We start from the raw sequence: 7,256 nt of genomic DNA, 5'->3' as shown, positions 1-7,256 counted from the left end.
GGGCGAGGTGGCCACCGGACCCGGTTATTTTTCCGCATGTGAGACGTGTCTGATTCATTCGTCGCGGTGGGGTTTCATGGGGAACTCCAGTCATGTTGCAAAGTCAAGCTATTCAGCGGTTCGACCTGTCTCTCCGTCGTTCCGATTTCGATCTCATCGCGAACAGGGAAGGGTTTATTGGGCTGAAGGTAATGCCTCCTGCCGGAGTTGCGGTACCAGCGGCAGAATTCTCGCGAGAGACAATTAAAACGAGGCTGGCGCCACCGAGGACGCTGGTTCGTGCACCGCGCGCCGGGTATGCCAAGGATGAATTCGGCTGGGGAAAAGACTCCTTCGCCACACAGGAACACGGTCTGGAGTCCGATGTCGACGATGCAGAAATCGAACTGTTCGGGGATTTTCTCCGGGCAGAACAGATTGCGGCGGACCGCGTAGTTGACCAGCTCCTCCAGGAGCATGAGCGGGACGTCGCTGCGATGGTCTTTAATACCGGGTCCTACACTGGCAACCAGACGATCGCACTGAGTGGAACGGAAACATTCCAGGCAACGGCCACGAGCACCCCTGTCGCGACGATTTTGAAAGCGAAACGTCGTTTCCGTCGATTCGGGCTGCGGGCGAACTGCCTGATCATTCCAGAGCTCGGACTGGATTACATGATGCAGTCCCAGAGCATCATCGACCGGATCAAGTTTTCCGGCGTGGACGATCCTAAGGACGTCACAATGTCGATGCTCAAAGCGCTGCTGAAGCTGGATCACATCCTCGTAGCCGACGGCTATAAGAACCTAACGCCAGACGGAACCGGAGCGGCAACGATTGGCCGATTCTGGGATCCGACGATGGCCATGGTCTGCCGAATTGCAGATGGACGAACGGAACTGACCAATTCAGGCCCCTGTATTGGCCGAACGGTCATGTTCACCAAGCAGAACGCGCAGATCCCCGGTATCGGTGCCAGTTCCGCCGAAGGGGCCATCATCATGGAAGAATACCGCGAAGAAAGCCGTCGCGGCGGCGTGATTCGTGGCCGGTGGAACTACCAGCTGAAAGATTTCAGCGACCCGATGGGGGACAACACCTTCTTCCGGGCGGGCGTTCTGCTGACCAACGTGACGGATGGAACCGACATCTAAGGTCGGCATTTGACGGGGGCGGATTGTTCGCTCCTCTGTTTTGAACTCTCTCAGAAGGGGACATCGTGGAAGAACACGCAATGGCCGCTGCGGAAGCGACAGAACGGGAATCGCGGGAACCAGGCCGGTTCGAACTCGTCGCGAATGGGGATCTGCCCATCGGTGACGAGATTGTTCCGGCGGGAACCGTGCTGGCCCGTCTCGAGCTTCCGCCTGGGGCAAAGTACGGGGTGAGGTTCGTGACGCGATGCGTCGAGGATCTGAAGATTCTCGCTCGCGAACCGGAGTAACCCCGCATTATGTCGAGTGTCGCGGTTGAGGGGTGGGAAAACCTCTGGGGCGTTCATGGCATCGAAGCCACACGGCGCCGTCCCGATGGGACGGAAGAGTGTGGCGTTCGATGTTTGTTCGTGGAAGACCGCGTTGACCGGGATTTCGAGCGTTCAGCAGAGCGAACCCAGCGAACGGGCATGGTGACGGTTCTGGTTGAAGAAGTTGAGTACGAACCGGGTGAGCAGTGGATCATCAACGACGAAGTCTGGCAGGTGCAGCGGCTGCCGAATCTGGATTCAGGCCTGCGGATGATTTACCTGCGACGGGATGACAAGGTCCGCACGGTCAGCAGTCGGGAGCAGATCATATGATTCCCGCAATCGGTGACAGGTCGTTACGGCTGCAGCATCTGGTGAAGACCGTTGCGACATCCGTCACGTTCCAGCGGCTGGTAGGTGCCGAGTCGGCCGATGAAGCCACCGGGCACATCTATGAAGACCTGGCACTGGATGACGATTCCGAACCGTTGCCCCGGGCGATTGTCCGTCACCAGGGGCCGCAGACCGCCGACCGCACGGGGACAACGTCGTTCCTCGGCCGGGGCGAAATGACGGTCTTCATCCAATACGACGACTTCACGGACGAGCAACTGAATGGTTGGTACGGACTGAGCGGCGAGCGGACCGATCGAGATCGGCGTCGGCACATGAACAATCTTTACGGTCAGATCTCGGCCGAGCTACGGGACGTCGCGACAACGGCTGGATGCCTGGAGTTCCAGCGGCTGGAAGAATTCAGTTGCGGCGAAGTCGATCCAGTCACTGAGAACGGCCGGAAGCTGATCGAACTGACCTGGGTGATTCATCGGGAGGGTTTGCCATGACCGCGACGTTTAAGGTCGGGGCAAATGTGCAATTGGTGTTGTTCTCGATGCGGGCCCATAACCGCATTATGAACGACAATCACCGTGAGACGATGCACCAGATCCGCACGTTCTACCTGCCCTTCCACTTCATGACAGCAGCCTACAGCCGTTATCCGGGCGTGTTCGCCAAACGGTCAGTCAGGTGGCAGAAATACAAGGCGCGAACAGTCCATCACCAGCGGCCGAACGAATTCACGGGGGAATTGCGGCGGGCTGTGCTGACCGAGTCTGTGATCCGGGCGACCGCGACCCGTGGAACCCTGACCGCCAAATCACCACAGACGTCGGTCGTGAAGCGGGGGCCACTGGCAGGGAAGCGGATTCGCAGGCCTTTGACCGAGCAGCGACGGGCGGAGCTGGAACACGTGAGTGATCTGGAAATCGCGGAGCAGTCTCAGCGAATGCAGGATTTCTACGTGGCGGCGATTTATGACCCGGCCAACCAGGACCGGGTTCTCAAACAGTTTCGATGAAGGAATGAGCGATGCCAGACGTCGTCTATGATGCAATTCTCGGATCAGGGGTGAACCTGCGGCAGGTGACAAACTCCAGCTTCGACCCCAAGGTTGAGTCTCTGGCGGGGCGAATGTCGGGGGCTGCGGTGATCTCAGATCAGTTCATCGTGTCTTCGCAGCCAGAGGCGAGCTTGTCCACAGTCGATATTGGTGGATTCCTGACCGCATTCGGTGTGGTGGGGGCCGTGGTCAACAACGGTGCCAATGTCACGATTCCGTTCCAGAAGCGAGCGCGTGCGGGGACATTTGTGGGCGCCGGGGCGAATATGGTCGTCAAGGGAATCACGGATTGTCCCGTCGTACTCAACCCGCAAACGATCACCGCACCCCGGCAGGGAGCGCCGACAGCACAGGGGCAAGTTCTGTTTCTGTCATCCGACGGCATGGTTACTCCCTACTCGGAAACGGTGAATCAGACGCTGGCAGGTCAGTTGTTTTCCGCCATGTATGGCCTGGGTCCGGTCTATATCAACGGTGACCTGGTCCCGCGACAGGTCGGTTTCTCGGTGACATTCGGGCTTGGGTGGTCGGAACCGCAAAACTACGAAGGGTCTGTCTTCGCGAGTGATATTTTCCTCGAGACGATCGACCCCGTGATTGAAGTGCAGGTCGAGGACTTTGACCTGCTCGCATCGATCCTTGGCGGAGCATCGATCACGAATGTGACGGCGTATCTGCGGAAACGGGCCAGCGGTGGGACCTACGTCGCCGATGCGACTGCGCAGCACATCAAATTCACGTTCGCGGGTGGTCTGATCAAGCCACAAGCGATGTCCGCACAGGAAACGAAACACGGCAATGCGGGGCTGCGGCTTGAAGGCCGCACTCTGGTTGCCAGCACAGCGTCAGCCGTCACGGCGCCATAACTCCTTTTTGGATTGAAAGCGGAGCGAATGCACTTTCAGATCATGTTTCCAGGCAAGATGACGAATGCGGCCGCGTGCCTACGTTCGGTGGGGCTGGCGGATTTCGTTGACGGGGTGAACGAATGCGCTGTGACGATGCGTGATGGAGTTCCGGACGGCCTGCTGCTGAACTGGTCGGGGGAGATCGGCTACTTCCCGGATCGGCAGCGGTGGATCGAAGGGCCCGGATATCAGATCGGCTTCTGGACCGATTCGCCCTGCGCTCCGGCGGATCTGGCTCGGCCATCGTTGTTCCCGGGATACGAAATCGAATTGGGCGACGGGCACAAGTGGCGAGTTCCCTGCGCCGCAGACCTGCCGACGACCTTGCGAATGGTGGATAGCCAGTGGCGCAAGGTTCGGAAACCCAAGTTTAACGAGTTCTGGCAGCAGTCAGAGCCCTGGTTTCGGCGTCTGCTGGTGATGGACCTTGATGAAAACAAGATGGCGAGCGATGCCGGCCGGACTGCCGAACAGATGTTGACGGAATGGGCTGAGTACTGCGTCGTCTCGCTGCGACAGAACTATCGACTGACGTCAGAGATCGCTTCCGAGTTGGGGATACTGGATTCGGATTCGCTGCTGAGCATCACGATGGCCTCCGTCGACGGAATGAACATCAAGGCGGTAATCGCTGAGCTCGCGGAGCTGCGGGAGAAAGAAAGCGCTGGTGTTAAAAAAAAGGAAGCCGTTGCAGGCATCCCAGACTGATTAAAACGCGGGCGTGGCGGGCGGGGTTGTTACCGAACCATGCACCGACATGGTTCGATCTGTTTTCGTTTGAGCTGTGAAAGGAAAGTCCATGAATGAAGAACGTGAGAGTGCAGCGGAAGTCGGAGAGTCGCCCGAGAAAACCTTGCCGACGACGATCCTCGTTGCGGATGGTCCGATCGATCCCCAGTTGGCAAAGGATATTCGCCAGTACCTGATCAACGAGGCCGTTTCGCGAATCCCCTGCGAACAGGCGTTTAGCAGAATGAAACTGGGCGGGCGCATGACTGCGGCGTTCGAACGAGCGTTTCGCTCGGTCGTTCAGGACCTGACGTCAAACTAATGGGCGGACGTGGTCGATGACCAACACAATCGGAATCACCTGGACCAGCGATTCGCGTCAGATTTTCGAGGACTATCAGAAGCGACAGATCGCATCTGATCGACAACTGCAAAGACTGCAGGCGGAAATCGACAAGATGAAGCAGGTCGGCGTAGCGGGCAAACAGTCCGCCGCCGATGTCCAGAGTGGTTACAAATCGATTTCCGAAGCAATTCAGAAAGTCGGGAAAGGGATCGACCCCGGCAAGGTGGCTGCGGCACGGCTGGCAGAGCAGAAAGCTGCTGCATTGGCCGAAATGGCAGCCAAAAAGAAAGCCGACGCCGAGCAGGCGATGCAGGATGAGCAGGAGCGGCAACGTCAGGTTGCCTATCGTCATTCGCTGTATGCTCAGCGGGAGAGAGCACGGAAGCAAAAATCCGAGCAGGACGCGAAAGACGCTGCCGACGCCAAGAAGAAAGCGGAGGCGGATCAGGCGTTGCGAGATAAAGAGATCGCAGCGATGCGGCGATTCGGTCTTACAAAGAAGGAGGCAGCAAAGGAAGATTATCGCCGAGGGACCAATGAACTGAAGAAGGCCCATGCTGCTGGGGAGTTGACCGACACGGAATACCTGGCAGGGGTTGCGGCGCACAAACGTGCCTATATGGAACAGATTGGTTTAGTCGCCAAACGTCGAGCTGCGGAACGGGCTGCCGCACTCGAGAAAAAGCAGAACGACCGCGAAGGAGCTGCTTTGGTCCGTTCCCTCGGCTCGGAACAGGACAATCTTTTTGCGAAGGTTCGGCGGTACCAGGAACTGCTCAAGGCAGGCTCGATTGACCAGAAGGAGTATGTCAAAGCAGTTTCGAGGGCGTACGCAGAACAAAGAAAGATGACCGAGGAGACCAAAAGTTCCGGGGACGCATTAACGCGACTCGGAACACGATTGGCGGGCATCGCGACGGCCTACGTTTCAGTTACCAGGGCGGTGCAATTCCTGACAACTGCGAATCGCGAGGCACAGCAGGCAGCAGAAGATGCCGCTTCGAAGCAGGAAGATCTGTTGAAGCGGTTTCAAGTCCAGGCCGGATTGAATCAGATTCAAGGTCGTCAGGCGAAGGTTTCCATTTACAAGGCGGCGATTGATACGGCCACGACCAGCGAAGACGCGTTTAACACGGCCGCGGAAATGGTTTCGACCGGGTTCAGTGCAGATCAGGCGCAGGGTCCCGCATTGACCCCGTTTCTGAAATTGATGAAGGCTCAGGCCCTCACCCCAGACAAAGCAACGTCGTCAAAGGAGATGGCGGCCGCGTTCTCGATGTTTCTGACCGCCAATAAAAAAGACCTGAACGCGCAGAACGTCGAAGAACTAGCCACGCAGATCCAGGGGCTGAAGGAAACCCCGCTGAAGATTCCCGACTTGCAGCAACTGGCGAAACACTCGGGCACGCTGCGGGAGTTGGGCGGGATGTCGGCCGAGGATCAACTGGCGAACTTTGCCATGTTGCGCAAAACGCAGATTGCGGAAGAAGCGGGGACGCACATGCGGGAAATTGTGCGTCAGCTGGCGACGTCGAAATCCTCTCCAAAGGTGGTTGAGCAACTCAACCGGATGGGCTTACAGCCGGAGGATGTTGACTTTAAGGGTGAGGACTTCCGGACGGTCATGGGACGATTGAAGAAGGGGATCGAGTCCCTTCCACAAGAAGACCGCGCGAGCGCCCTGGATATCGTGGTTGAGGGGCGAAACATTTCTTCGACGATTACCGAGATGGAAGGGCTTGATGAAGTTGATGATCTGAAAAAGAAGATGAACGACAAAGCGGGATTCGCCGCAGACGTCGCGACGACCACCACAGGAAAGAATGCCACGAGCATTCGCCAGAAAACGGCGATGGAAATGGTCAAAGCCGCAAAGGACATGAATTCAAAAACGATGCGTGAGGCCTACGAACTGAAGCTTGAGACGAGCGGGCTTACTCCGCTGGGTGTTTCGACTGGCATGGCCGCGTACGACGCGGGGAATTCTCTCATGGGGCATGAGGCCTTCATGATGATGTTCGGGAGTAACGAACAACGGACGCAGGTCGGTATCGACGCGATGGACCGCGAGCGGAATCTGCAGGACGCGAAAACCGTGATTGAAGACCGGAAGGCACAGAGGAAGGCTGAGAAGGCTCCTCCGGTTCCTGCCCCGCCACCCGTCAATGTGAATGTCAATATCCAGATGCCGGGGAATGGTGAAAAGCCTCCTCTCGTTCCGGCAGCCGGGTTGGGATTGGGGGGAGGTCGCTAATGCCAACACCGTGTCTCTACCATGCGGGGGCCTCGCTCCTGGGAATGATTCAGGATATCGAGTGGGGGGAATGGCTCGTTGCCGTGCAACGTGCGTCGGCGTTTGGCGTTGACGGTACCAGCGTGATTCACGGCGGTCTTGTGATTCGCGAATTTACAGTCCCGATGATC

The 7,256-nt window shown here is 57.7% G+C and carries 9 protein-coding genes; all 9 read left to right on the top strand.

Translation table 11 applies throughout. The features are described from left to right. The first annotated feature begins 92 nt into the window (after positions 1–92). A complete protein-coding gene (locus VGE80_RS11205; RefSeq protein ID WP_440592731.1) occupies positions 93–1,136 on the top strand; it encodes a hypothetical protein in 1,044 nt (347 codons plus the stop codon). A gap of 65 nt (positions 1,137–1,201) precedes the next feature. Then, the gene (locus VGE80_RS11200) at positions 1,202–1,426 is read left to right on the top strand and encodes a hypothetical protein (protein ID WP_440592730.1); all 225 of its coding nucleotides are present in this window, start codon (positions 1,202–1,204) and stop codon (positions 1,424–1,426) included. A gap of 9 nt (positions 1,427–1,435) precedes the next feature. Next, positions 1,436–1,780 (top strand): hypothetical protein, encoded by a 345-nt coding sequence (locus tag VGE80_RS11195; protein ID WP_440592729.1) that lies wholly within the window; start codon positions 1,436–1,438, stop codon positions 1,778–1,780. Beyond that, the gene (locus VGE80_RS11190; RefSeq protein WP_440592728.1) at positions 1,777–2,292 is read left to right on the top strand and encodes a hypothetical protein; all 516 of its coding nucleotides are present in this window, start codon (positions 1,777–1,779) and stop codon (positions 2,290–2,292) included. The genes VGE80_RS11195 and VGE80_RS11190 overlap by 4 nt, the downstream gene beginning before the upstream one ends. Next, complete coding sequence (locus VGE80_RS11185; protein ID WP_440592727.1) at positions 2,289–2,807, top strand: hypothetical protein; 519 nt, start codon at positions 2,289–2,291, stop codon at positions 2,805–2,807. The genes VGE80_RS11190 and VGE80_RS11185 overlap by 4 nt, the downstream gene beginning before the upstream one ends. 11 nt (positions 2,808–2,818) lie before the next feature. Next, a complete protein-coding gene (locus VGE80_RS11180; protein ID WP_440592726.1) occupies positions 2,819–3,715 on the top strand; it encodes a hypothetical protein in 897 nt (298 codons plus the stop codon). Between the two features lie 27 nt (positions 3,716–3,742). Continuing rightward, complete coding sequence (locus VGE80_RS11175) at positions 3,743–4,465, top strand: hypothetical protein (RefSeq protein WP_440592725.1); 723 nt, start codon at positions 3,743–3,745, stop codon at positions 4,463–4,465. A 91-nt stretch (positions 4,466–4,556) separates the two neighbouring features. Continuing rightward, on the top strand, positions 4,557–4,808 hold the full coding sequence (locus VGE80_RS11170) for a hypothetical protein (protein ID WP_440592724.1): 252 nt from the start codon (positions 4,557–4,559) through the stop codon (positions 4,806–4,808). A gap of 16 nt (positions 4,809–4,824) precedes the next feature. After that, entirely contained in the window at positions 4,825–7,086 is a 2,262-nt protein-coding gene (locus tag VGE80_RS11165) for a phage tail tape measure protein (RefSeq protein ID WP_440592723.1), read from the top strand. The last annotated feature ends 170 nt before the right edge of the window (positions 7,087–7,256 follow it).

The sequence above is a fragment of the Schlesneria sp. genome (assembly GCF_036405755.1).
GTDB classification, from domain to species: Bacteria; Planctomycetota; Planctomycetia; order Planctomycetales; family Planctomycetaceae; genus Schlesneria; species Schlesneria sphaerica.
Note: the sequence above shows the minus strand (reverse complement) of the source record. Positions and strands in the feature narration are given on the sequence as shown.

Coding starts and splice junctions, on each gene's coding strand:
- VGE80_RS11205 (WP_440592731.1), top strand. CDS start 93: ATGTTGCAAAGTCAAGCTATTCAGCGGTTCGACCTGTCTCTCCGTCGT.
- VGE80_RS11195 (WP_440592729.1), top strand. CDS start 1,436: ATGTCGAGTGTCGCGGTTGAGGGGTGGGAAAACCTCTGGGGCGTTCAT.
- VGE80_RS11190 (WP_440592728.1), top strand. CDS start 1,777: ATGATTCCCGCAATCGGTGACAGGTCGTTACGGCTGCAGCATCTGGTG.
- VGE80_RS11185 (WP_440592727.1), top strand. CDS start 2,289: ATGACCGCGACGTTTAAGGTCGGGGCAAATGTGCAATTGGTGTTGTTC.
- VGE80_RS11180 (WP_440592726.1), top strand. CDS start 2,819: ATGCCAGACGTCGTCTATGATGCAATTCTCGGATCAGGGGTGAACCTG.
- VGE80_RS11175 (WP_440592725.1), top strand. CDS start 3,743: ATGCACTTTCAGATCATGTTTCCAGGCAAGATGACGAATGCGGCCGCG.
- VGE80_RS11170 (WP_440592724.1), top strand. CDS start 4,557: ATGAATGAAGAACGTGAGAGTGCAGCGGAAGTCGGAGAGTCGCCCGAG.
- VGE80_RS11165 (WP_440592723.1), top strand. CDS start 4,825: ATGACCAACACAATCGGAATCACCTGGACCAGCGATTCGCGTCAGATT.